At 68.4% G+C, this 22128-nt stretch carries 21 protein-coding genes and 1 pseudogene; 14 read left to right on the forward strand and 8 right to left on the reverse strand.

The features are described 5' to 3' along the window. The first annotated feature begins 53 nt into the window (after nucleotides 1–53). The gene (locus tag HV701_RS10475) at nucleotides 54–1541 is read left to right on the forward strand and encodes an efflux transporter outer membrane subunit (protein WP_175132991.1); all 1488 of its coding nucleotides are present in this window, start codon (nucleotides 54–56) and stop codon (nucleotides 1539–1541) included. An 87-nt stretch (nucleotides 1542–1628) separates the two neighbouring features. On the opposite strand, the gene HV701_RS10480 is transcribed toward HV701_RS10475, so the two are convergent. The 6 genes from HV701_RS10480 to HV701_RS10505 are packed head-to-tail and all read right to left on the reverse strand — an operon-like array spanning nucleotide 1629 to nucleotide 7576. After that, on the reverse strand, nucleotides 1629–2585 hold the full coding sequence (locus HV701_RS10480; protein WP_175132992.1) for a Csu type fimbrial protein: 957 nt from the start codon (nucleotides 2583–2585) through the stop codon (nucleotides 1629–1631). Nucleotides 2586–2596: 11 nt separating this feature from the next. Beyond that, the gene (locus HV701_RS10485; RefSeq protein ID WP_175132993.1) at nucleotides 2597–5023 is read right to left on the reverse strand and encodes a fimbria/pilus outer membrane usher protein; all 2427 of its coding nucleotides are present in this window, start codon (nucleotides 5021–5023) and stop codon (nucleotides 2597–2599) included. A 43-nt stretch (nucleotides 5024–5066) separates the two neighbouring features. After that, the gene (locus HV701_RS10490; RefSeq protein ID WP_175132994.1) at nucleotides 5067–5873 is read right to left on the reverse strand and encodes a fimbrial biogenesis chaperone; all 807 of its coding nucleotides are present in this window, start codon (nucleotides 5871–5873) and stop codon (nucleotides 5067–5069) included. Nucleotides 5874–5884: 11 nt separating this feature from the next. Then, nucleotides 5885–6397, reverse strand: a complete 513-nt coding sequence (locus HV701_RS10495) for a Csu type fimbrial protein (protein WP_175132995.1) — start codon at nucleotides 6395–6397, stop codon at nucleotides 5885–5887. 38 nt (nucleotides 6398–6435) lie between these two features. Beyond that, nucleotides 6436–6960, reverse strand: a complete 525-nt coding sequence (locus HV701_RS10500) for a Csu type fimbrial protein (protein ID WP_175132996.1) — start codon at nucleotides 6958–6960, stop codon at nucleotides 6436–6438. A 49-nt stretch (nucleotides 6961–7009) separates the two neighbouring features. Further along, on the reverse strand, nucleotides 7010–7576 hold the full coding sequence (locus HV701_RS10505; protein WP_175132997.1) for a Csu type fimbrial protein: 567 nt from the start codon (nucleotides 7574–7576) through the stop codon (nucleotides 7010–7012). 211 nt (nucleotides 7577–7787) lie between these two features. Here HV701_RS10505 and thpR point away from each other — a divergent pair, with 211 nt between their 5' ends. The 3 genes and pseudogenes from thpR to HV701_RS10520 all read left to right on the forward strand — a co-directional run bounded on the left by thpR (nucleotide 7788) and on the right by HV701_RS10520 (nucleotide 10412). Then, nucleotides 7788–8318 (forward strand): RNA 2',3'-cyclic phosphodiesterase, encoded by a 531-nt coding sequence (gene thpR / locus HV701_RS10510; RefSeq protein ID WP_175132998.1) that lies wholly within the window; start codon nucleotides 7788–7790, stop codon nucleotides 8316–8318. Nucleotides 8319–8373: 55 nt separating this feature from the next. Beyond that, complete coding sequence (locus HV701_RS10515; protein WP_175132999.1) at nucleotides 8374–8934, forward strand: 5'-3'-deoxyribonucleotidase; 561 nt, start codon at nucleotides 8374–8376, stop codon at nucleotides 8932–8934. A gap of 140 nt (nucleotides 8935–9074) precedes the next feature. Beyond that, nucleotides 9075–10412, forward strand: a pseudogene (locus HV701_RS10520) (NAD(P)H-dependent oxidoreductase). A 3-nt stretch (nucleotides 10413–10415) separates the two neighbouring features. Here the strand turns inward: HV701_RS10520 and HV701_RS10525 are convergent. Together HV701_RS10525 and HV701_RS10530 are read right to left on the reverse strand one after the other, a co-directional pair. Beyond that, nucleotides 10416–11177, reverse strand: coding sequence for a FadR/GntR family transcriptional regulator (locus tag HV701_RS10525; protein ID WP_175133000.1), 762 nt, complete (start codon nucleotides 11175–11177; stop codon nucleotides 10416–10418). Nucleotides 11178–11328: 151 nt separating this feature from the next. Continuing rightward, nucleotides 11329–12066: an SDR family NAD(P)-dependent oxidoreductase gene (locus tag HV701_RS10530; RefSeq protein WP_175133001.1), complete on the reverse strand. Its 738-nt coding sequence runs from the start codon at nucleotides 12064–12066 to the stop codon at nucleotides 11329–11331. Nucleotides 12067–12303: 237 nt separating this feature from the next. Between HV701_RS10530 and HV701_RS10535 the strand changes: the two genes are divergently transcribed. From HV701_RS10535 to HV701_RS10580, 10 genes are all read left to right on the forward strand, one after another. Further along, nucleotides 12304–13101 carry a shikimate dehydrogenase family protein gene (locus HV701_RS10535; RefSeq protein ID WP_175133002.1) on the forward strand — a complete coding sequence of 266 codons (798 nt, stop codon included), beginning with the start codon at nucleotides 12304–12306 and terminating at the stop codon, nucleotides 13099–13101. A gap of 55 nt (nucleotides 13102–13156) precedes the next feature. Further along, a complete protein-coding gene (locus HV701_RS10540; RefSeq protein WP_175133003.1) occupies nucleotides 13157–14392 on the forward strand; it encodes a branched-chain amino acid ABC transporter substrate-binding protein in 1236 nt (411 codons plus the stop codon). Nucleotides 14393–14528: 136 nt separating this feature from the next. Continuing rightward, nucleotides 14529–15470 (forward strand): branched-chain amino acid ABC transporter permease, encoded by a 942-nt coding sequence (locus tag HV701_RS10545; protein WP_006386228.1) that lies wholly within the window; start codon nucleotides 14529–14531, stop codon nucleotides 15468–15470. After that, on the forward strand, nucleotides 15467–16741 hold the full coding sequence (locus HV701_RS10550) for a branched-chain amino acid ABC transporter permease (protein ID WP_175133004.1): 1275 nt from the start codon (nucleotides 15467–15469) through the stop codon (nucleotides 16739–16741). Before HV701_RS10545 ends, HV701_RS10550 begins: the two co-directional genes overlap by 4 nt. Then, nucleotides 16738–17490 (forward strand): ABC transporter ATP-binding protein, encoded by a 753-nt coding sequence (locus HV701_RS10555; protein WP_175133005.1) that lies wholly within the window; start codon nucleotides 16738–16740, stop codon nucleotides 17488–17490. The genes HV701_RS10550 and HV701_RS10555 overlap by 4 nt, the downstream gene beginning before the upstream one ends. Further along, on the forward strand, nucleotides 17487–18206 hold the full coding sequence (locus tag HV701_RS10560) for an ABC transporter ATP-binding protein (RefSeq protein WP_175133006.1): 720 nt from the start codon (nucleotides 17487–17489) through the stop codon (nucleotides 18204–18206). The genes HV701_RS10555 and HV701_RS10560 overlap by 4 nt, the downstream gene beginning before the upstream one ends. Nucleotides 18207–18231: 25 nt before the next feature. Continuing rightward, nucleotides 18232–19020, forward strand: coding sequence for an SDR family NAD(P)-dependent oxidoreductase (locus HV701_RS10565; protein ID WP_175133007.1), 789 nt, complete (start codon nucleotides 18232–18234; stop codon nucleotides 19018–19020). Nucleotides 19021–19063: 43 nt separating this feature from the next. Beyond that, complete coding sequence (locus HV701_RS10570) at nucleotides 19064–21247, forward strand: alpha-ketoacid dehydrogenase subunit alpha/beta (protein ID WP_175133008.1); 2184 nt, start codon at nucleotides 19064–19066, stop codon at nucleotides 21245–21247. Further along, entirely contained in the window at nucleotides 21244–21735 is a 492-nt protein-coding gene (locus HV701_RS10575) for a VOC family protein (RefSeq protein WP_175133009.1), read from the forward strand. Before HV701_RS10570 ends, HV701_RS10575 begins: the two co-directional genes overlap by 4 nt. Nucleotides 21736–21747: 12 nt before the next feature. Next, nucleotides 21748–22128: biotin/lipoyl-containing protein (locus tag HV701_RS10580; RefSeq protein ID WP_338077765.1), on the forward strand; the 381-nt coding region annotated here is incomplete at its 3' end.

Genomic DNA, 22128 nt, shown 5'->3' on the forward strand with positions numbered 1-22128 from the left:
ACAGCCAGCGCGCCCCGTCCCGCACGGCGGGGCGCGCCCCCAAGAGAATCGTCATGAAGACCAAAAGACTGATCCGCGGTTCCGCCCTGCTTGCCGTCCTGCTCGTGCTGGCCGGCTGCGCGGTGGGCCCGACCTACGAACGGCCCGCGGCCGCCACCCCGGCGGCCTACAAGGAAGCCGCCCTGCCCGCCTCCGAGGCGGGCAACTGGAAACCCGCCCAACCCTCGGAAGAACAGTTGCGCGGCGAATGGTGGAAGGTGTTCGGCGACGACGGCCTGAACCAATTGCAGGAAGAAGCGCAAAAGGCCAACCAGAACCTGCAGGCCGCCGCCGCCCGCCTGGCGCAGGCGCGCGCGCTGCAACGCGAGGCCCGCGCCGGCTTCTTCCCCAGCCTGGACGCCGGCTTCGGCCCCAGCCGCCAGCGCCCCTCGGCGGTGTCGCAAGGCCTGCCCGATGGCACGCCGACGCAGCCGTCCACCACCTGGCGCGCGCAAGGCACGGTGTCGTACGAGGCCGACCTGTTCGGCCGCGTCGCCTCCACCGCCGATGCCGCCACCGCCGACGCGCAACAGAACGAGGCGCTGTACCGCTCGGTGCTGCTGGCGCTGCAGGCCGACGTCGCCAGCACCTACTTCCTGGTGCGTGAGCAGGACGCCGAAGCCGCGCTGTACCGCCAGACGGTGCAATTGCGCAGCGAGACCCTGCAGCTGATCCAGCGTCGCTACGACGCGGGCGACATCAGCGAGTTGGACCTGGCGCGCGCCAAGGCCGAACTGGCCTCGGCGCAATCCGAGGCGCTGGGCATCGACCGCCGCCGCGCCGCCGGCGAACACGCGCTGGCCGTGCTGCTGGGCCGCGCGCCGTCGGAATTCGCCATGCCGCCCAAGCCGATCGAGAAGGTCGCCCTGTCGATTCCGGCCGGCCTGCCCTCGACGCTGCTGGAACGCCGCCCCGACATCGCCGCGGCCGAACGCGCCATGGCCGCCGCCAACGCCCGCGTGGGCGCCGCCAAGTCGGCGTTTTTCCCGCGCCTGGACATCACCGGGGCCTTCGGCTACGAGTCGTCGGAACTGGGCAACCTGTTCCAATGGTCGAGCCGCACGTTCCTGCTGGGCCCGCTGGTCGGCGCCGCGCTGTCGATGCCGATCTTCGACGGCGGCCGCCGCCAGGCCGGCCTGGACCGCGCCCGCGCGGTCTACGAGGAAGACGTGGCGGTCTACCGCCAGACGGTGCTGAACGCGTTCCGCGAAGTCGAGGACAACCTGGCCAACCTGCGCATCCTGGCCGACCAGACGCGCGCGCAGGACGCGGCGGTGCAAGCGTCGGCCCGCGCCGCCAAGCTGTCGCACACGCAATACCGCGAAGGCTCGATCAGCTATCTGGACGTGATCGAGGCGGACCGCAGCGTGCTGCTGCAGCAACGCGTGGCGGTGCAGTTGAGCGGGGAACAGGCGCGCTCGGCGGTGGATCTGATTCGCGCGATCGGCGGCGGCTGGGGCAACCCCGTTCCGGGCGCCGAGACGGTCGCAGCCAATCCGTGATGCCCGGCAAGGGGGGGAGGCGGCGCTTGCCGATCCCCCCTTGCCTCGCGGCCATGCCCCCCTCCAGGCGTCCAGCTAGGCGCCGCCTCAATACTCGATCACCATGATCGGCCGATCGATGTAGTCACCCACTGGCACATCGGCCTGCTTGGTATTGATGCGTCCTTCGATGGCAACCGGCTGAAAGCTGCCCAGCCCCATCCCACTGAGGGGGGTGCCGGCGGCGATCACGATATCCGTGCCGTGCTGGTATAGCTGGTACTCGATATAGTTATCGCCCGGCCCTTTCATCCTGCGCATGCCGTTGACGGCGTTTTCCCCATCGCCGATGTACAGCTTGTACGGCGCCAGCGCGGTGCAGTAGATACCAAGATTGGCGGTCGACGGCTTGAACATCGACACTAGCGGCTGCGCGCCGAAGTTCAGCGTGGCCGTGGCGCCGTTGAAGGCGCAGGACTTGCGCACGTCGAGCGACACATTGACGGTGGTGATCGACGTACCGCTGTGCCAGGAGAACGGCGCGCACACGCCGAGCGCTCCCAGCGAGCAATAGCCCCATTCCCATTTCAGGGTGATGGTATCAGTGTAGGTCGTCGCGACAGGCACCGCGCCGGCCTGCGTCTCCAAAAAGAGCTGCACGCTACCTCCGACCGATCCGCCCATTCCCAGGAAACTCAACCCCCCCTGCGGTATGCTGACTTGCTGACCGAACGGCAGGTTGACGGTGCCCTTCGCGTCGCTGTACAGCTTGTACGACAACCGGGTCAGGCCAAATAGGGCGTTCATCGCACCGTTACCGGCGCTTTGCGCCGTCACCTTGAGCTCGGAATTCGTCCCCAGATTGATGAGCGAAAAGAAGTTGCACTGGAAGCTGGAATCGAACTGCCGCGAGTTCTGGCTTTTGAACAGTTCCCAGGAAAAAAAGGCACCGAAGTTGACTGGTGGCGCGGTGCCGCCCTGGCAGTTCTCGGCCGCCTGGGCGCCTGCGACCAGGCCGGCCATCAGGACGAAGAAGGACAGCAAGGATCGGATCTTGAGGCGCATGATGAGTGGACTCATTGGCAGAAAAGGGAGCCGAGCCGGACGATGCCGGACTGGGGTGGAAGGGACCCGAGCGATACTTGGCACGCGGGGCCGCCATCGGCCGGGATGATCCGCAGGATCGGAGTGGCGGGAAGCGTTTCCAGGTACACCTCGCCCTCGCGGCCGACCCAGGCGACGTCCTTGCCGTCCGCCTGAACGCGGCTGCCGGCGGCGATTGGCCGTCCATTTGCGCCCATCGCCGCAAAAACTCCTGCCCGCAATTTCTCGACGGGGAAGCGCAGCAACAGCCCGCTGCCGTCGCGAATGGCGGCCTCGGTCTTGGCGACGGGAATCTTCACATCCGCCGGCAGGTTCACCGGATCGATCTCGAAATGGGCGGCGTACCAGGACGTGACCGACGGAATCAGCAAATGGCCGCTGGCGTTGGTATCGCCCACATACTGGTTCTCGAAGCTCACGGGCACGCCGGCATAGCCGTCGGTGGACACCAGCGCGAAGGCATCCGTCACCGGGCGCGACAGATGCAGCGCGCTATCCATGGCGATGATCGAACCGCCCAATTGCGCCCATTGCGACAGGTCGCCCGCCGGACCGTAGACGCCGCTGCGCAGGTCGAAGCGCTGGGTGCGCCAGTTGACCTCGGCCTGGCTGTAGACACTGCTGGCGGCGCTATGGCTCGCCCCCAGGCTCCAGCCGATGCCACCGGCCAGCGGCGCGGCTTTCATGTAGTTGGCCTGTTCGGTGCGGCGGCCTTCGCGGTCACGGGTGGCCCCGGCGCTGGCCGACGTCCCATCGCCCAGCGAGATCGACAACGACAACTGCGCGCTGTAACCGGGAGAGCCGATCTCGCGGTTGGCGCTGGTATAGAGGCTGACGCCGTGTCCCAGCGCCACGCCATACGACAGGTTGAGCAGGCGGGTGCGCTGGCCGGGTCCGTAGTTCATGTCGAACCACCCCATGCCCACCGAGCCGTAGCGCCCCAGCGAAACGCTGGCGGTGGCCTGATTTTCCTGGCGGGCCAGGCGGCCCGCGCTGCGATACAAGCCCAGATTGGCAAAGCCTTCGTCGCGCCGCGTATGGCGCAGGCCGACGCTGAAGCGTTGATTGGCGTATGAATAACCGAGCGACCATTGTCCGCCTCTCATCGCAGCCCGGTTGTAGTCGGTGGTCGCGACGCCCGTGCCGCGCCCGAGCAGCGCTTCGTAGGAGGCCCGCGGCCCCCATTCGCCGCTGAGCGGCCGTCCGACCCTGCCCGCCGCGGCATGGCTGGCCGCTGCCGTGGCGTTCAACACACCGAAAACGCCCAATTGCACATTCGAACCGATACCGCCCGCGGCAAAGCCCGGCGCGCCTTGCGCCCAGCCGGTCGCGGTCCATCCGGGCGTCAAGCCACGCCGGAACACCCCGCTGGCCGCCAGATCGCCATAATCGAAAGAAGCCACGCCATAGCGCCGGCGCAGGAATCCCACGGAGGCGCTGTAGTCGGACAGGCCCGGCCGCAACAGGTCGTTCGACACGTAGAACGACACTTCCTGACTGACCTCGCGACCCAGCGCGTCACGCGTCACCACCGTCGCGGTGCCGGCGCCATTGATATAGGGCAGGCTTTGCAGCGTGAATGGGCCCGGGTCCACCTGTTGCGTACCCATCCGGTAGTTATTGATGAACAGGTCTACAGCGGTCGGCACCGCGGCCTGGCCGGCGAACTGTGGCACGGGATAGGTGACCAGGTCGGGGCGCGTGGCGAAATTGCGGCCGAACTGCAAACCCGCCATGCGTACCGAGCTGGAGTCGGCCAGGGCGTCGGTAATCAGGTCGCCCACCACATATTTGTGCATGGTGGCCGGATCGTTGTAGCGCCATTGCGTGTCGTAGCGCATGAAGCCCGGTGAACCGGCTCCCGCCTCCCCCTTCACGGTGCCGCGCCACGTACCGGTCGACGACACCGCGCCATAGGGGCTGAACAGCCGCTGTTCGCTCCACACCGACAGCGCGGTTATGCGCCGGTTCCGGTTCAGATACGCGTCATAGTTCACCAGCACGCCGGTGGAGCTGGCGGCTGGCAACGATGCCTGTTCACGCGCGTCCATGTCCACGACCTGCCGCGGCAACCACTCCGAGGGCACGGTGACCGCCAGTTGCTGGGTCGCGTTGTCCAGCTCCACCCGCACCCCGGGAATCTGGTCAACCGCCACCGGGTCCTGCCCAGGCGCTTCCACCTTTACGCCCACGCCCTTGAGCACGGACGCCGGCAGGTAATAGTGCCCTTGCCGGTAATCCACCCGCTGCACCGGCCCCACCGACTTGCCGTTGACCAGGACATCGAGATACAGCACGCCATCCGGCATCGAGAAGGCCGCCGCCGCGCCCTGCGCGTGGGCGGCCCAGCCGGCGGCCGCCAGCGACAGGGCGGCAAGGCGACGGACGGCGCATGCCATATGGCGATACGAGAGACGTTGGCGGACAGGATTCACGATTGGTTCAACGGGGAGCAATCACGCGGGCTTCGCGATCGGCGTTGACGTGCGCCTTCAGCACACCGCCAGCCTGGACCGCGGCGGGAACTTCGAAACGCATTTCGGCGCCGGGCAGGACGTAGCCGAGCAATCCCGGCACCGTCCAGACCTCACGCCCTGCCAGCGTGTAGCCGACCTGCGACAGGCGCGCATGGACGGCGCCGCTGTTGCGCACGACCAGCCAGCGCTGGCCAGCCTTGTTCTGCACCGAATAGGTCAGTACCGGCTGCGCGGCGGTCTTCGGGTCCGGATGCTTGCGGAGGTCCTCGCGCGTCCAGGCGCCCTCTCCGCTGACAAACAGGGGCACGGAGTAGCGCAGTTGGAAAGCCAGCCCGGCGCCCCCGTCGGCTGCTGCCTGCGGCGCCTGGCCGTGCCGCCCGCTGCCGTCGCCGGCCGGGGCCGCGCCGCTATCGCCGGGAATCTCGTCGATCAGGATGCGATAGGCTTCCTGCTTGCCTGGCGGAACCGCGACGGTCCGGATAAGACGCAGTAGCTGGCGTTGCCCCGGCTGGATCTCGGCGGCGGGCGGACTGACCACGATGCTGTCCTGGGCGACCAGCTCATCGGCGCCATTGGCCTGGGTCCAGCGCAGGGCGCGGATCTGGATGCGGGAGGCGGACTTGCCGTTGTTCTCCAGCCAGATCGCCGCGCCGGAATCATCGTGTTCGATAACCGGGTCGATGGGCCAGACGAGAATGGAGGCGGCCGCGAAGGCCGTGCCGGTCAGGCACAGCGCGATCACCGCGGCGGTCAGGCGGACAAGGGATTTCATGGAAAACATGCTCAGTAGTAGACGGTGACGATCAGGTCGTCGGTGTAGACGCCCGGCGTAGGCTGGGTCGTCGTGCTCTGCAACTTGGCGTAGACGGGAAGTTCAACGGGCCCACCCGTCGCGGTCATCTGCACGCCCTCGCCGCCGGTGCCCCAGCGCTGGCTGTAACCGCTGTCGCGATACAGGTCGTACTTGAGTACATTGCCGCTGGCCGCGTGCTTCAATTGCCGGCCGGAGTACCACATCAGCATCCCGCTGGTGTTGCTGCCGTCGTTGATGTCCACCCGGAACTGCGTGCCGGGCGTGCAGGTCATCACGATCGTGCCGGCCCCGACGGACGATTTGGTCTTCACGTCCTTGTCCAGGCGCGGCACCGTGCCGAAGTCGATCGTGCCCAGCGACAGCAACGGCGTGCGGCTGGTGCCGAACCAGCAACCGGGCGTGATCGCCGCGCGCACCGTCAGCACCTGCGTGACGCTCTCGGCACGGCCATCCGAGGCATGCGCCAGGGCGCATGCCAGCAAGGCCAGCGCCCATCCCCGGCGCCGGCGAGGCGGCGCGCTTACCATTGGATTGTCACCTTGACGGTGTCGCGATAGACACCGGCGGCGGGCGTGGCCTGGGGTTCAATCGCAGCGTAGACCGGGATCACCTCTTCCGCGCCGGTCCCGGCGCGCGCCACCGGCGCGGCCTCGGTCCAGGGCCGGCTGAGCGAGGCATCGCTATACAGCCCGTAGCGCACGAACGCGCCGCTGGGTCCTTTCAACCGGCGTTGCGGGCCCGCGTCGTTGTCGCCCGCGCCCAGCACGACGCGATACGGCACGCCGACGGCGCATTGCACCCGTATGCCGGCCTGGCCCGCGCCGCCGCGGCCGCTCAACGCGCTCGACAGGCTGGCATGCGTGCCGAAGTCGAGTTTGCCGAACGCGATCGCGGTACTGCCCGCGCCCGCCGATCCGGCGGAACACAGGTTGGCGATGACGACGCGCACGCCCAGGGTGGCGTTGCCGGAATACGCGAAACTCTGCGCGCCGGCGGAGCTGGCGGCGCACATGCAGACGAGGGAAAGTAGAGCGCGGGGAAACATGGTGATCGGGGGCTCGCGGCGTTGGCCCGGCCCCCTCCTCAAAGGCGATTTACCAACTGACGGTCAGCATGACGACATCCGCGTACTTGCCGGAGGCGGGCGTCTCTTTCATGGTCGGGATGCGGCCATACACCACCATCTCTTCGGCGGCGCCGCTACCCGTTCCGGTGTACGGGTTCTGGCTGTCCCAGACCTTGCTGCGGGCAGCGTCCTGGTACAGGTTGTAGGGCACAAAGGCATCCGTGGCGCCGCCGACCAGCGCCAGGCGCCGGGCGCCTGCGCCCGCCGAGTGGCGGCCGTCATCCAGCGACACGCGATAGGCCACGTCCTTGGTGCAGTTGAGCTTGACGATGGCGCCGCCCGAGCCCTTGGCCTGCGCGTCGATCACGTTGTTCGCCAGCGACGAGACCTCGCCGAAGCTCAGCGTGCCGAAGGCATTGGCGCCGTTGACGGTGCCGTTGATCACTTCGCAGCCCTTGCCGATGGTCAGCTCGACGGCAAGCTGGCCACGCACCTCGCCAGAGGAGTAGGTCGGGGCGGGCGGATCGGCAGCGAACGCCGCGGCGGAAAAAGCGCAGCCGCCCAGGATGGCGGCGCTCAGGAGGGTGTTCTTCATAGGATTGCTCTGGTCTGACTCAGTGAAGGGAGAGGGAACTTTCCGCATCGGCGTAGGCGTGTTGCGGTGCGAAACGCATTACAGCAATGGGAACCCTGTTCTTGAATCAGACAATTCCGGTACGCCTGCCAGGCCGGCCGCGGCACGCGTGATTCAGAATCATCTGACCCCGGGCCGGCGGCACCGCCGCAATGCGCCCTACAATTCCGTCATGCCCACCGCCCGCCTCTTCTATGCCCTGTGGCCCGATCCGCCCATGGCACAAACGCTGTCCACCTGGGCGGCCCTGGCCCAGCCGCACAGCCACGGCCGCCCCATGCGCACCGAAACCCTGCACATGACGCTGGCCTTCCTGGGGCAGGTGGAACGCGAAATCGCCGACGAACTGATCGACGCCACGGCCTACCACCGCCTGCAACCCGGCAGCGTCACCCTCGATCGGTACGGCGTCTTCGACCGCCCCCGCATCCTGTGGGCCGGCCCGGCGCAGACGCCAGATGGGCTGCAGGCCAGCCATGACGGCCTCTGGCTGTGGCTGTCGGCCTTCGGCTTCGCCCCGCCGGCCCAACCCTTCCGCCCCCACGTCACGCTGCTGCGCAACATCGAACGCCACGATCCGCCCGCCAGCGCCCCGCCGCCCCTGACCTGGCGCTATGACCGCATGGTGCTGGTGGCGTCCGAATCCACCGACGGCGGCAGCCGCTACCGCGTCGTCGCCCGCTCCCGGCCGCAACCCGGCTGAGACCGGGCCCGGCGCTCTGGCACAATCGAGCGCGTCGCAACGACTTAGGATCGCCATGATCATCCTGCTCGACCAAGACGGCGTGCTGGCCGACTTCGAACACGCCTTCATCGACGCCTGGCGCGCGCGTCACCCCGACATCGCGCCGGTGGCGTTCGAGGATCGCAAGTCCTTCTACATCCGCGAGGACTACGCGCCCGAGCTGCGCGGCATGGCCGAGGCCATCTACACCGCGCCCGGCTTCATCCGCGACCTGCCGCCGGTGCCGGGGGCGCTGGAGGCCGTGAAGGAACTGCTGGCGCTGGGCATGGACGTGCGCATCTGCACCTCGCCGCTGTCGCAGTTCGAGAACTGCGTGGCCGAGAAATACCTGTGGGTCGAGAAACACCTGGGGCGCGAAGCCACCAACCGGCTGATCCTGACCAAGGACAAGACCCTGGTGCACGGCCACCTGCTGATTGACGACAAGCCCCTGATCCAGGGCGCGGCCCAGCCGCGCTGGAAGCACATCCTGTTCGACGCCCCCTACAACCGCGACGTCGCCGACCGCCCCCGCATCACCTGGCGCAACTGGCGCAACGTCCTGGCGGGTGAGTTGTATACGGCAGACGAATGAAAGCAGCGCGGCAAGGCCGGCCCGAGGCCCGATGACGCCACGGTGACAGCGCCGGCGCGGCCGCGCCCGGCCCTGTTCAGCGGCCGGGGTTGGGACTATTCTGTGGTGCTGTATCCCCACCCCCCGGAGGAGCCTGCACCATGAATCTGCACCGCTTGCTCAAGCAGCGAGAAGCCGACCAGAAGCCCTTGCGTGTCGCGCTGCTGGGCGCCGGCAAGTTCGGCGCGATGTTCATGAGCCAGGCCCCCCGCACGCCCGGCATGCGGCTGGTAGCGGTGGCCGACCTGACGCCCGACCGGGCCCGTGCCGCGCTGACCCGGGTCGGCTGGCCGGCCACGGCGCTCAACGCCGCCAGCACCGGCGACGCCCTCAAGCAGGGCAAGGTCTATTTCACCGACGATCCCCACGCGGTCATCGCCAGCCCGGACGTCGACATCGTCATCGACGCCACCGGGCAAGCGGCGGCCGGCATCGCTCACGTGCTGGCCTGCTGCGAGCATGGCAAGCACATCATCATGGTCAACGTCGAGGCCGACGCGCTCGCCGGCCCGCTGCTGGCGCGGCGCGCGCGCTAGGCCGGCATTGTCTATTCGCTGGCCTACGGCGACCAGCCGGCGCTGATCTGCGAAATGGTCGACTGGGCCCGCGCCGCCGGCTTCGAAGTGATGGCCGCCGGCAAGGGCACCAAGTACCTGCCCGAATTCCATACCTCCACGCCCGACACCGTCTGGCCCTACTACGGCTTCACCGCCGAGATGGTGGCCGCCGGCGACTTCAACGCGCAGGTGTTCAACAGCTTCCTGGACGGCACCAAGAGCGCCATCGAAATGGCGTCGGTCGCCAATGCCACCGGCCTGTTGCCCTCGCCCTCCGGCCTGCATTTTCCGCCCTGCGGCGTCGACGACCTGGCGCGGGTGCTGCGACCGCGCGCGGACGGCGGCATGCTGCACCATCGCGGCCAGGTGGAAGTGATTTCCTCGCTGGAACGCGACGGCCGGCCGGTGTTCCGCGACCTGCGCTGGGGCGTGTACGTGACGCTGGCCGCCGACAGCGACTACGTGCGCCGCTGCTTCAAGGAATATGGCCTGGTCACCGACCCCAGCGGCAACTACACCGCCATGTACAAGCCGTATCACCTGATCGGCCTGGAACTGGGCATCAGCGTGGCCAGCGTCGGCCTGCGATGCGAGCCCACCGGCGCGCCCGCCGGCTGGCATGGCGACGTGGTGGCCACCGCCAAGCGCGACCTGCAGGCCGGCCAATTGCTCGACGGCGAAGGCGGCTATACCGTGTATGGCCGGCTGATGCCGGCGCGCGACTCGGTCGACGAAGGCTACCTGCCGCTAGGCTTGTCGCACCAGGTCAAGCTCAAGCACCCGGTGCGGCAGTCGCAGGCGATCCGCTGGAGCGACGTCGAATACGACGAGCGCGCGGCCGCCGTGCAGTTCCGCCGCGAAATGGAGCAGACCTTCGCCTGAGGCTCAGACCGGGGGCGCCCGCTCGGCCTGGAACAGGCGCAGGCGGTCGGCCGCATTGCGCAGATGCTGCTCGGCCGCTTTGCCGGCGGCATCGGAATCGCCGCCCTCGATGGCGGCGAAGATCGCCTGGTGCTCGCTCTGCACCGCCGCCATGCGCTCGGCATACATGCGCGCCGTGTTGTTGCGGGCGCTGCGGATGACCCGCCGCACATTCGCTTCCAGGTAATCGTTCAGCGCCACCAGATGCGGGTTGTGGGTGGCCTGCACGATGGCCTGGTGGAACTGATAATCCTCTTCATCGCCCAGCTTGTCGTTGATCAGCGCGTATTCCATGCCCACCAGCGCCTGCCGCATCTTCTTCAGGTCGGCATCGCTGCGGCGCTGTGCGGCGTAACGCGCCGCGGTGACTTCGATCGACAGCATCAGTTCCAGGATGTGTTCCAGGTCCTGGTTATCGCCCGGCGTGGGCGCGGCAATGCGGAAGGCGTTGCGCTGGAAGTTGGGATCGACGAACACGCCGCTGCCTTGCTGCGAGGTGATCAGGCCTTCGGATTTCAGGCGCGCCAGCGCCTCGCGCACCACGGCGCGGCTGACCGAATACAGCTCGGTCAGCTGCTTTTCGGTGGGCAGGCGGTCGCCGGGCGCCAGCGTGCCCTGGCGGATCTGTTCGGCCAGCGCGTCGGCCACGCCCGCCGAGAGCGAGTGTTTCGGCGCCCCGCGCTGCGGCTCGGGGTCGCGCCGGTCCTGAGGATGAATGGGCTGCATGAGGAATCGTTAAAACGTGAAGGCGGCTCGCACCGGAGGGACCCTGGGGCGCGCCAGCCCGTGGTTATAGGAATTTTCGACGTTTCACTGCCGCCACGCCCTTGAAAATTATAGGATTTTGCCGGATGCAGGGGCGCGGCCGTTTCAGACTTTACGCGATATAGATGCCGCCGTTCACCTGCATCACCTCGCCGGTCACGAAACCGGCCAGCGGCGAGCACAGGAAGGCGATCGCGCCGGCGATTTCATCGGCCGTGCCGAAGCGCCGCAACGGCGTGCTTTCCAGCAGTTGCGCGCCCTTCTGGCCGATCAGGTCGTGCGTCATGGAGGTGGCGATGATGCCCGGCGCCACCGCGTTCACGCGGATCTGCGGCGCCAGTTCCAGCGCCAGGCTGCGGGTGAAGCTCTGCACCGCGCCCTTGGACGCCGAGTACGCCGCATGGGCGTAGCTGCCGCGCTGCGCCGCCAACGACGTCAACAGCACGACCGAGCCATTCTGGCGCAGGTGGCGCTGGGCCGCGCGGCACACGTAGAAGGTGCCGTCCAGATTCACCCCCATCAGCTTCTTCCAGGCCTCGTCGCTGGTGTCCTTGACCAGTTGCTCGGGATAGATGCCGGCGCAGTGCACCAGGTGGTCGATGCCGCCGAAATGCTGCGCGGCGCGTTCCAGCACCCGGTCGCACTCGTGCGAGGCGGACACGTCCAGCGCCTGCACCAACACCCGCTGGCCGCTGGGGTCCAGTTCCGCGGCCACCTCGTCCAGGCGCGCCTTGTCAATGTCGGTGAGCACCAGGCGGGCGCCGTGGGCGGCCATCAGCCGCGCGGTCGCCAGACCGATGCCATTGCCCGCGCCGGTAATGGCGGCGACCTGTCCTTCAAACGAAATCATGCTGTCTCCAGAGCTTTTTTCGACGGCCCGCGCCCGCGCCCGGGGCGCCGCCAGCAATTCGATTGAACCGCTGATTGCAGCGCTTGACACGGGAAAAACGCTTGCCCTATGATTTATCGGACAACTTAATAAAGTTGCCTGACAACTTGTACTGAAAGCGTAAAGCAACTGGCGATTTCAAGCAAGGGCGTCAAGAAAACACGGCCAATAGCCGCATGACAGGCAGGGGACAATCAGGTGGAAATCACCGGCAGCACAACCGTATTCGCGATCGCGGCCGACCCGATCGTGCACGTCAAGACGCCCCAGCGGCTCAACGCCCTGCTGCGCGAGCGCGGCATCGACGCCGTCATGGTGCCGTTCCACGTCGCGGCCGCCGGCCTGCCCGGCCTGTTCGCGGGCCTGCGCGGCCTGGCCAACCTGGGCGGCCTGGTGGTCACCGTGCCGCACAAGGAAAGCGCCGCCGCGCTGTGCGACGCCCTCACCCCCGCCGCCGAACTGATCGGCGCGGTCAATGCCGTGCGCGTGCGCGACGGCTGCCTGACCGGCGGCAACTTCGACGGCCTGGGCTTTGTCGCCGGCCTGCGCGGCCAGGGGCATGACCCCGCCGGCCGCCATGTCTACCTGGCCGGCCTGGGCGGCGCCGGCAAGGCCATCGCCTGCGCCATTGCCGAGGCCGGTCCGGCCAGCCTGCGCCTGTACAACCGCTCGGCCGCCAAGGCCGAGGCCTTCGCCGCGCGCCTGGCGCAACACTTCCCCGGCCTGGCCATCTCGCTGGCCGGTCCCCGTCCCGAGTCCTGTGACATCGCCATCAATGCGACCACGCTTGGCCTGGACGACAACGATCCCCTGCCCTTCCAGCTGGATGCGCTGGCGACCGGCGCCGTGGTGGCCGATGCCGTGATGCGCCGCGTCGACACGCCGCTGCTGCGCGCCGCCGCCGCGCGCGGCTGCCGCACCCATCCCGGCCTCTACATGCTGGAAGGACAACTCACCGAAATTGCCCGCTTCCTGGGCATAGAAGAGCCGCGGTAAAGCGCGCTTGCTTGATTCACGGACCTACCACTCCCGTTCCACGGAGGAGACACGCATGAAATTGGCTTTCACCACCGGCCTGCTGTGCCTGGCCGGCATTGCCGCATCGGCCCAGGCCGCGCCCGTCAAGATCGGCCTGATCGAGACGCTGTCCGGCCCGCAGGCCTCGACCGGCCTGATATTCCGCGCCGCGGTCAAGTACGAACTGGACCGCATCAACGCCGCCGGCGGCTGGAATGGCCAACCGCTGGAGCTGGTCGAATTCGACAACCAGGGCGGCCCCGTGGGCGCCTCCGACCGCTTCCGCGCCGCGGCCGCCGAAGGCGTGCAGATCCTGGTGCAGGGCTCGTCGTCGGCCATCTCCGGCCAACTCACCGAAGACGTGCGCAAGCACAACCTGCGCAACCCGGGCAAGGAAGTCGTGTTCCTGAACGTGGGCGGCGAGGCGCTGGAACTGACCGGCCAGAAGTGCCACTTCTACCATTTCCGCTTCGCCACCAACGCCGACCTGCGCGTCAAGGCGCTGACCTCGGTCATGGCGGCCGACGGCACGCTGGGCAAGCGCGTCTACGCCATCAACCAGAACTATTCCTGGGGCCAGGACATGGAGGGCGCCACTGAGCGCTTCGCCAAGCAGTACGGCTATGAAGTGGTCGGCAAGACGCTGCACGAAGTCAACAAGATTCAGGACTTCGCGCCCTACGTGGCGCGTATCCGCTCGGCCAATCCCGACACCGTCATCACCGGCAACTGGTCCAACGACCTGCTGTTGCTGATGAAGGCGACGCAGTCGGCCGGGCTGAAGGTGCGCTTTGCCACCGTGTTCCTGGACCAGGTCGGCAACCTCGCCAACGCCGGCGAAGTCGCGCTGGGCCATTACATCGCCCACCCCTACAACATCGAAGCCGCGGGCGAGGAAGGCGCCAGGTTCGCCGAGGACTACAAGTCCAAGACCGGCCACTACCCGAGCTACACCGAGCCGCAGACCGTGATCGGCATCACCTTCCTGGGCGAAGCGCTCAAGCAGGTCAAGCCTAAGGACGGCAAGCTGTCGGTGCCGGACCTGGCGCGCGCGCTGGAGAAGGTCACCTACACCTCGGCGCTGGGCACGTACACCATGCGCGCGGCCGACCACCAGGTGCAATTGCCGATGGTGGTGTCCAAGGTCAGCAAGAACGCCAAGTACAAGGCCGACGGCACCGACATGGGCTTCGAGCCGGTCAAGGTGCTGTCCGCCGCGGACGTGTCCGCGCCGCCGCAGGCCACTTGCAAGATGGTTCGTCCGGACTGATGCCGCGAGTCGCCGCGGGCGGCGCGTCGCCCGCGGTCACCCGCCAATAAAACGCTCGCCGGCGCGGGGCCGGAAAACCAGGGCGTGATGGATCGCCAGGCGCGCTGCGCCTGCGCGCAAGGATTTTGGAGCGGACATGGAATACTTTACCGTCTCGCTGTTGAACGGCGTGATTTACGGCCTGCTGCTATTCATGGTGTCGGCAGGCCTGACACTGATCTTCGGAATGATGGGTGTGCTCAACTTCGCGCACGCCTCGTTCTACATGATAGGCGCGTATGCCGCCTACACCCTGACGCCCGTCACCGGGTTCTGGACCGCGCTGGTGCTGGCCACCGTTATCGCCGGCGTGCTCGGCATGGGCGTGGAGCGCTTCTTCCTGCGCCGCGTGCACAAATTCGGCCACGCGCAGGAACTGCTGGTGACCTTCGGCCTGGCGTTCATCGTGGCCGAACTGATCAAGCTGTTCTACGGCGACTTCCCGGTCGACTACCGCGTGCCGCAATTCCTGAACTTCGCGGCCTTCCGCGTGTTCGATGCCGACTATCCCTTCTACCGCCTGCTGATGGGCGGCGTGTCGCTGGCCATGTTCGCGGTGATCTACCTGCTGCTGTCGCGCACCCGCGTCGGCATCGTGGTGCGCTCGGCCATCTATCGGCCGCGCATGGCCGAGGCCCTGGGCCACAACGTGCCGCTGGTGTTCATGAGCGTGTTCGGCGTGGGCGCGGCGATGGCCGGCCTGGCCGGCGCGGTCGCGGGCGCGTTCTACACCACCAATCCGAACATGGCGCTGGAGCTGGGCGTGCTGGTGTTCGTGGTGGTCGTGGTGGGCGGCCTGGGATCGCTCGAAGGCGCCATGATCGCCTCGCTGCTGATCGGCCTGATCAGCTCGTTCTCGGTCGGCATCGACGCCAGCCTGGCGACCCTGTTCGGCCTGTTCGGCGCCGGCGAATGGGCCGAGAGCGTTGGCGGTCTGATGACGGTGAAGATCTCCAGCCTGGCGGCGACGCTGCCGTTCCTGCTGATGCTGGTGGTGCTGCTGGTCAAGCCCTCGGGCCTGAAGGGAGAGCAGGCATGAACCAGAATTCCTCGCGCCGCGCCAGCGCCGCCCTGCTGCTGCTCGTCTGCGTGGCGGCGCTGTGCGCGCTGCCCTGGCTGCTGCCGCCGGGCCAACTGGTGGCGGCGGTGCAGATGCTGATCGCGGCCCTGTTCGCCTGCGCCTTCAACCTGCTGGCCGGCCAGGGCGGCATGCTGTCCTTCGGCCACGCCGCCTACTTCGGTGTCGGCACCTTCGCCACCATTCACGCCATGAATGCGCTGGGCGGCGCCGGCCTGTTGCCGACGCCGCTGATGCCGCTGGCCGGCGGCGTGGCCGGCCTGCTGTTCGGCCTGGTCGCGGGCTGGTTCGCCACCCTGCGCGCCGGCGTCTACTTCTCGATGATCACGCTGGCGCTGGCCGAATTGCTGCACGCGCTGGCGCCGCACCTGAAGGGCGTGTTCGGCGGCGAAGCCGGGCTGTCGGCCATGCGCATGCCGGCCTGGGGCTTCACCTTCGGCTCCGATATCGAGGTGTACTTCCTGGTGCTGGCCTGGGTGCTGGTGTCGCTGGCCGCGCTCTATGGCCTGACCCGCACGCCGCTGGGCCGGCTGACACTGGGCCTGCGCGAAAACGCCAACCGCCTGCGCTACCTGGGCTATCGGCCGCACACGCTCAAGACCATGGTGTTCGCGCTGTCGGCCATGTTCGCCGGCATCGCCGGCGGCCTGCAGGCGCTGAACATCGAGGCCGGCAACTACGTGCTGTTCGAGGTCAAGCTGTCGACCGACGCGGTGCTGTTCGCCTATATCGGTGGCGTCAACGCCTTCCTCGGCCCGGTGCTGGGCGCCTCGATCCTGACCTTCCTGTCGCAGACGCTGGCCGATATCACCCGTTCGTGGCTGCTGTACCAGGGCATCCTGTTCGTGCTGGTGATGCTGTTCGTTCCGGATGGCCTGGTGGGCCTGGTGCAACGCGCCGCCAAGTCGCTGCGCCAGCGCGGCCTGGCCGACTGGCTGCCGCGCGCGGCGGTGTCCGTCGCCGGCGGCCTGCTGCTGACCGGCGCCACGGTGTTCACGGTGGAGATGCTGCAACGCATGTTCGCGCGCGACTACCGCTCGCTGCTGGCGCTGAACCCCGAGGCCGGCTGGCCCGCCATTCCCCTGTTCGGCCACGACTGGGCGCCGCTGGCGCTGTCGACCTGGCTGCTGCCGCTGGCGCTGTTCGCGGGCGGCCTGCTGGCCTGCCGCTGGGCGCAGGCCCTGTGGCGCGGCCAGACCGAGGCCACGCCCGTGCTGGAGACCGCAAAATGAGCCACGCCATCCTGACCCTGACCGACGTGCGCAAGTCCTTCGGCGACGCGCAGATCATCCGCGGCGTCAACCTGCAGGTCGAGGCCGGTGAACGCCACGCCGTCATCGGCCCCAACGGCGCCGGCAAGTCCACGCTGTTCCACCTGATGTCTGGCTCGTTCGCGCCGACCTCGGGCGACATCAGCCTGCGTTCGCGCCCGATCGGCGGCCTGCCGCCCGAGCGCATCAACCGCCTCGGCCTGGCGCGCTCATTCCAGATCACCAACGTCTTTCCGCGCCTGTCGGTGCGCGAGAACCTGCGGCTGGCGGTGCTGCGCATGCACGGCCTGGTCTACAACTTCTGGCGCCCCATCGCGCGCCACCGCGCGGTCAACGAGAACGTCGACCAACTGCTGGAGAAAGTGCGCCTGGCGCCCAAGCAGCATACCGCCGCGGGCGACCTCAACTACTCCGAGCAGCGCTCGCTGGAAATCGGCATGACGCTGGCCTCGCGGCCCAAGGTGATCCTGCTGGACGAGCCCATGGCCGGCATGTCGCAGCACGAGGTCGACTACACCGTCGAGCTGATCAAGGACGTGACGCGCGACTGCACCCTGCTGATCGTCGAGCACGACATGCAGGTGGTGTTCTCGCTGGCCGACCGCATCAGTGTGCTGGTCTATGGCGAGATCCTGGCCACCGGCACGCCCGCCGAGATCCGCGGCGACGCCCGCGTGCGCGAAGCCTACCTGGGAGAGGAAACGGTATGAGCATGCAATCCCCCCTGCTGGCCCTGCAAGGCGTGCACGCCCACTATGGCAAGAGCCACATCCTGCACGGCATCGACCTGGCGGTCGGGCGCGGCGAAGTGGTCAGTCTGCTGGGGCGCAACGGCGCCGGCCGCTCCACCACCATGAAAAGCATCATGGGGCTGGTGGAAGTGACCGGTGGCCGCATCGCCATCGAAGGCCGCGACATCACCAACAAGCGCCCCTTCGAGATCGCCCGCGCCGGGCTGGGCTTCGTGCCGGAAGAGCGCGAGGTGTTCGCCAACCTGACGGTGGACGAGAACCTGCGCATGGGCGAGCAGCCGGTCCGCCCCGACGCGCCGGCCTGGACCATCGAGCAAATGTTCGGCTATTTCCCGCGCCTGAAGGAACGCCGCAATACCCGCGCCGGCAACCTGTCCGGCGGCGAGCAGCAGATGCTGACCATGTGCCGCTCGCTGCTGGGCAACCCCAAGGTCATGCTGATCGACGAACCCACCGAAGGCCTGGCGCCGAAGATCGTGGAAGTGATCGCCGATGTGATCCGCGACATCCACCAGCGCGGCGTGTCGGTGGTGCTGGTCGAGCAGAAGCTGACCATCGCGCTGAAGGTCTCCACCCGCGTGAGCGTGATGGGCCACGGCCGCATCGTTTTCGAAGGACCGCCCGCGCAATTGCATGAGCGCCAGGACGTGGTCCAGGAATGGCTGGCGGTCTGACCGCCCTATCTGTAGAGGCAAGCACTTGGACAATACTCCCGAAGTACGCCACGCCGAGCTGCGCGGCAAGAACGTGGTGATCACCGGCGGCGCCAAAGGCATCGGCTACGCCACCGCCGAGGCGTTCGCGCGCCAGGGCGCGCGGGTGGCGCTGCTGGACATGGACCCGGCGGCGCTGGACACCGCCGTGGCCGGGCTGCAGGCGGCCGGCGGGCAGGCCCTGGCCGCGCAGGCTTCGGTCACCGACGCCGACGCGGTCGAGCGCGCCTTCGTCCAGGTCGAGCAGACCTGGGGCGGCATCGACGTGCTGGTCAACAACGCCGGCATCTCGGCCAACAAACCGTCGCTGGAGGTCACGCCCGACGAATGGCGCCGCGCCGTCGACATCAACCTGACCGGCGTGTTCCTGTGCGCCCAGGCCGCCGGCCGCCGCATGGTGCCCAAGGGCGAGGGCTGCATCATCAACCTGGCCTCCATGTACGGCGTGGTGGCCGCGCCCGACCGCGCCGCCTACTGCGCCACCAAGGGCGCGGTGGTGCTGCTGACCGAGACCCTGGCGGTGGAATGGGGCCCGGCGGGCGTGCGCGTCAACGCGCTGGCCCCCGGCTATGTCGAGACAGACCTGGTGCGCGACCTGGCCGCGCGCGGCCGCCTCGACCCCGAACGCCTCAAGCAGCGCACACCGCTGCGGCGCCTGGCGCAGCCGGGCGAGATGGCCGACCTGGCGGTGTTCCTGGCATCGCGCCAGGCCGCCTACATCACCGGACACACCCTGGTGGCCGACGGCGGCTGGAGCCGCTACAGCTACCTCTGACCTCTGCCGCATCGACGCTTACCCACATTCTGGAGATTCATTCATGGCCACCTACCAACCGCTTGGCTCCCAGGCGCCCTGGCGGCAACTGACCGTCGAGGCCTCGGACTGGCAACAGGCCGACCCCACGCTGCTGGCCACCATGCTGACGCAGCTGCACTGGATCCGCGCCTTCGAGGAAGCGGTACTGGACCTGGCCGCCGCGGGCCTGGTGCACGGCCCCGCCCACTCGTCGGTGGGCCAGGAAGGCGGCGCCGTCGGCTCGGTGCTGGCGCTGGGCGCCGGCGACCAGATCAACGGCTCGCACCGCGGCCACCACCAGTTCCTGGCCAAGGCGCTGCAACACGTCGCGCCGCGGGGCCTGGACCCGCGCGACCCGCTCACGCCCGCCATCGACGAAGTGCTGCACAAGACCCTGGCCGAGATCATGGGCCTGGCGCAAGGCTATTGCCGCGGCCGTGGCGGCAGCATGCACCTGCGCTGGCTGGAAGCCGGCGCCCTCGGCACCAACGCCATCGTCGGCGGCGGCGTGCCGCTGGCCGCCGGCGCGGCCTGGGCCCACCGCCACGCTGGCACCGACCGCGTGGCCGTGACCTATTTCGGCGACGGCGCCGTCAACATCGGCTCGGTGCTCGAAACGATGAACCTGACCGCCGCGTGGAAGACGCCGCTGTGCTTCTTCATCGAGAACAACCGCTACGCCGTGTCCACCACGGTCGAGGAATCGACCGCCGAGCCGCGCCTGTCGGCCCGCGGCCAGGCCTTCAACATCCCGGCCTGGCGGGTCGACGGCATGGACCCGCTGGCCGTGCACCTGGCCATGTCGGAAGCCGTGGCCCACATGCGCGCCGGCAACGGCCCCACCATCATCGAAGTGGACGTCTACCGCTTCTTCCATCAGAACGGTCCCTTCCCCGGCAGCGCCTTCGGCTACCGCAGCAAGGAAGAGGAAGCGCAATGGCGCCGCCGCGATCCGCTGGACAAGATTGCCGCCGAGATGATCGGCCGCCAGCTGATCACCCAGGCCGAGGTCGATGCCCTGCGCCAGCGCTGCAAGGACGTGATGACGGACGTCGCCGGCCGCCTGACCGAGACCGCCGACGGCGGCAAGCGCCGCGTGCGCGCCGACCTGTGGCCGCGCCCCGACTTCCGCGACGTGGGCCTGCGCAGCGACGGCTCGGAACTGGCCGGCCTGCGCTACCAGGACGCCGCCGACCATGCCGGCGCCCGCGCCGAGCGCAAGTTCGTGGACGCGGTGGCCGACGTGCTCGACCGCCGCATGGAAACCGACCCCGGCGTCGTGGTGCTGGGCGAGGACGTGCACCGCCTGAAGGGTGGCACCAACGGCGCCACCCGCGGCCTGAAAGACAAGTACCCCGACCGCGTGCTGGGCACGCCGATCTCCGAGAACGCCTTCGCCGGCCTGGGCGGCGGCCTGGCCATGGACGGCCGCTACAAACCGGTGGTGGAATTCATGTACCCCGACTTCATGTGGGTCGCGGCCGACCAGATCTTCAACCAGATCGGCAAGGCCCGCCACATGTTCGGCGGCGACATCGACGTGCCGTTCGTGCTGCGCACCAAGGTCGCGATGGGCACGGGCTACGGCTCGCAGCATTCGATGGACCCGGCCGGCGTGTTCGCCACCGCGCCCGGCTGGCGCATCGTCGCGCCGTCCACGCCCTACGAGTACATCGGCCTGATGAACACCGCGCTGGCCTCCAAGGACCCGGTGCTGGTGATCGAGCACGTCGACCTGTACGCTTCGTCGGGCGAAGTGCCCGCCGACGACCTCGACTATGCCATCCCGTTCGGCAAGGCGCGCGTGCGCCGCGAAGGTTCCAAGGTCACGGTGCTGACCTACCTGTCGATGGTCGGCCGCGCCCTGAAGGCGGCGGAAGAGACCGGCGTCGACGCCGAAGTCATCGACCTGCGCACGCTGGACCGCGCCAACCTCGACTGGGACACCATCGGCGCCAGCATCCAGAAGACCAACAACGTGCTGATCGTCGAACAGGGCGCGCGCGGCACCTCGTACGGCGCCATGCTGGCCGACGAGATCCAGCGCCGCTACTTCGACTGGCTCGATCAACCGGTCAAGCGCGTCACCGGCGGCGAGGCCTCGCCCAGCATCTCCAAGGTGCTGGAACGCGCCGCCTTCGCCGATACCGAAGAAGTCATCGCCGGCCTGCACGACGTGCTGGCCGACCTGGGAGAACGCGCATGAGCGCCGCCCTGCACATGAGCGTGCCGATGGAAGTCGGCATTTGCTGCGCCGACCTGGACGCCCAACTGGCGTTCTACACCGAGGTGGTCGGCCTGACCCTGGTCAACCGCGTCAGCGTACCGGCCGACAAGGCCCGCGCCACCGGCCTGACGCAGCACGGCTACGACGTGGCGCGGCTGCAGACCTCATACGGCGAGCGCATCAAGCTGCTGCAGCCGGCCGTGGCGCCGCAAGCCGCGGCGCGCGGCGCCGCCATCCTCGACCGCCAGGGCAACACCTACCTGACCTTCATCGTGCATGACCTGGCCGGCACCGTCGAAAGCCTGCGGGCGCGCGGCGTGGCCTTCGACAGCGAACCGGCGCCGATGGAAGTGCGGCCCGGCACCTGGCTGGCCTTCTTCCGCGACCCCGAAGGCAATGTGCTGGAACTGGTCGAATACGACGACCCGGCGGCCTACCGGCCCGACCTGGCCGCGCGCGCAGAATAGGACGAACGACACGTGGCACACCTTATCAAGCTCCCCTCCGTCGCGGCCGATGCCGACACCGGCACGCTGCACCAGTGGCTCAAGCAGGAAGGCGACACCGTCGCCGTGGGCGATGCGCTGGCCGAAATCGAAACCGAGAAAGCGATCGTCGAGATCAACGCCGAGCACGCCGGCGTACTCGGCCGCATCGTGGTTCAGGCCGGCCCGGCATCGGTGCCGATCAACACCGTGATCGGCGTGCTGCTGGCGCCGGGCGAAGACGCCGCGGCGATCGACCAGGCGCTGGCGGAAAGCGGCGCGCAGGCGGCCAAGCCGGCCGCCGCCACGGCCGGCACCGCAGCGGCTGCTACAGCGGCCGCCGCCACGCCCGCCGCTTCCGCCGCTCCCGCCACG

This window comes from Achromobacter pulmonis (assembly GCF_902859765.1).
Classification (GTDB): Bacteria; Pseudomonadota; Gammaproteobacteria; order Burkholderiales; family Burkholderiaceae_B; genus Achromobacter; species Achromobacter pulmonis.

Bases quoted from the DNA above. Each gene is read 5' to 3' on its own strand.
- HV701_RS10575 (WP_175133009.1), top strand. From the start codon at position 21,244: ATGAGCGCCGCCCTGCACATGAGCGTGCCGATGGAAGTCGGCATTTGC.
- HV701_RS10525 (WP_175133000.1), bottom strand. From the start codon at position 11,177: ATGCAGCCCATTCATCCTCAGGACCGGCGCGACCCCGAGCCGCAGCGC.
- thpR (WP_175132998.1), top strand. From the start codon at position 7,788: ATGCCCACCGCCCGCCTCTTCTATGCCCTGTGGCCCGATCCGCCCATG.
- HV701_RS10515 (WP_175132999.1), top strand. From the start codon at position 8,374: ATGATCATCCTGCTCGACCAAGACGGCGTGCTGGCCGACTTCGAACAC.
- HV701_RS10500 (WP_175132996.1), bottom strand. From the start codon at position 6,960: ATGTTTCCCCGCGCTCTACTTTCCCTCGTCTGCATGTGCGCCGCCAGC.
- HV701_RS10485 (WP_175132993.1), bottom strand. From the start codon at position 5,023: ATGGCATGCGCCGTCCGTCGCCTTGCCGCCCTGTCGCTGGCGGCCGCC.
- HV701_RS10570 (WP_175133008.1), top strand. From the start codon at position 19,064: ATGGCCACCTACCAACCGCTTGGCTCCCAGGCGCCCTGGCGGCAACTG.
- HV701_RS10555 (WP_175133005.1), top strand. From the start codon at position 16,738: ATGAGCCACGCCATCCTGACCCTGACCGACGTGCGCAAGTCCTTCGGC.
- HV701_RS10540 (WP_175133003.1), top strand. From the start codon at position 13,157: ATGAAATTGGCTTTCACCACCGGCCTGCTGTGCCTGGCCGGCATTGCC.
- HV701_RS10490 (WP_175132994.1), bottom strand. From the start codon at position 5,873: ATGAAATCCCTTGTCCGCCTGACCGCCGCGGTGATCGCGCTGTGCCTG.
- HV701_RS10530 (WP_175133001.1), bottom strand. From the start codon at position 12,066: ATGATTTCGTTTGAAGGACAGGTCGCCGCCATTACCGGCGCGGGCAAT.
- HV701_RS10550 (WP_175133004.1), top strand. From the start codon at position 15,467: ATGAACCAGAATTCCTCGCGCCGCGCCAGCGCCGCCCTGCTGCTGCTC.
- HV701_RS10545 (WP_006386228.1), top strand. From the start codon at position 14,529: ATGGAATACTTTACCGTCTCGCTGTTGAACGGCGTGATTTACGGCCTG.
- HV701_RS10560 (WP_175133006.1), top strand. From the start codon at position 17,487: ATGAGCATGCAATCCCCCCTGCTGGCCCTGCAAGGCGTGCACGCCCAC.
- HV701_RS10480 (WP_175132992.1), bottom strand. From the start codon at position 2,585: ATGCGCCTCAAGATCCGATCCTTGCTGTCCTTCTTCGTCCTGATGGCC.
- HV701_RS10505 (WP_175132997.1), bottom strand. From the start codon at position 7,576: ATGAAGAACACCCTCCTGAGCGCCGCCATCCTGGGCGGCTGCGCTTTT.
- HV701_RS10475 (WP_175132991.1), top strand. From the start codon at position 54: ATGAAGACCAAAAGACTGATCCGCGGTTCCGCCCTGCTTGCCGTCCTG.